Origin of the sequence: Bradyrhizobium pachyrhizi, from assembly GCF_001189245.1 — a bacterium.
Classification (GTDB): domain Bacteria; phylum Pseudomonadota; class Alphaproteobacteria; order Rhizobiales; family Xanthobacteraceae; genus Bradyrhizobium; species Bradyrhizobium pachyrhizi.
Map to the genome: position 1 here is coordinate 58,409 of NZ_LFIQ01000095.1, position 388 is coordinate 58,796.

The window sequence follows — 388 nt, forward strand, 5'->3', positions numbered from 1 at the left end:
TGCGGTTGTTACGGCGGAGACCGACGCGGAAGCCGAGCGGCTTGCGCTGTCGATGGATCTCAACCGGCTGCGCCGCGACCGCGGCCAGTATCTGCCGCTGCCGAGCGTCGAGGAGGCAGAGGCCTATCCCTACACCGACGCCGAGCGCGCCTCGATCGCGCGCAACCGCGCCCGCCTTTTCGTCGGCAGCCCCGCAACCGTGATAACGAAGCTGGAGCCGCTGATCGCGGCGACCCAGGCCGACGAGCTGATGGTGATCACCGCGGTCTACGACCACGCGGCGCGGAAGAAGTCGTACAGCCTGCTCGCCGAGGCGTTCGGGCTTGCGAAGAGGGCATAAAGGAAGAGGGCATAAAGGTTGTCGTCCCGGCGAAGGCCGGGACCCATA

Annotated in this window: 1 pseudogene; it reads left to right on the forward strand. The window is 67.3% G+C overall.

Annotation, left to right across the window (positions count from 1 at the left end):
* A pseudogene (locus tag AKL29_RS45465) lies at positions 1 to 340 on the forward strand (LLM class flavin-dependent oxidoreductase); the annotation flags it as partial.
* Positions 341 to 388 lie beyond the last annotated feature (48 nt).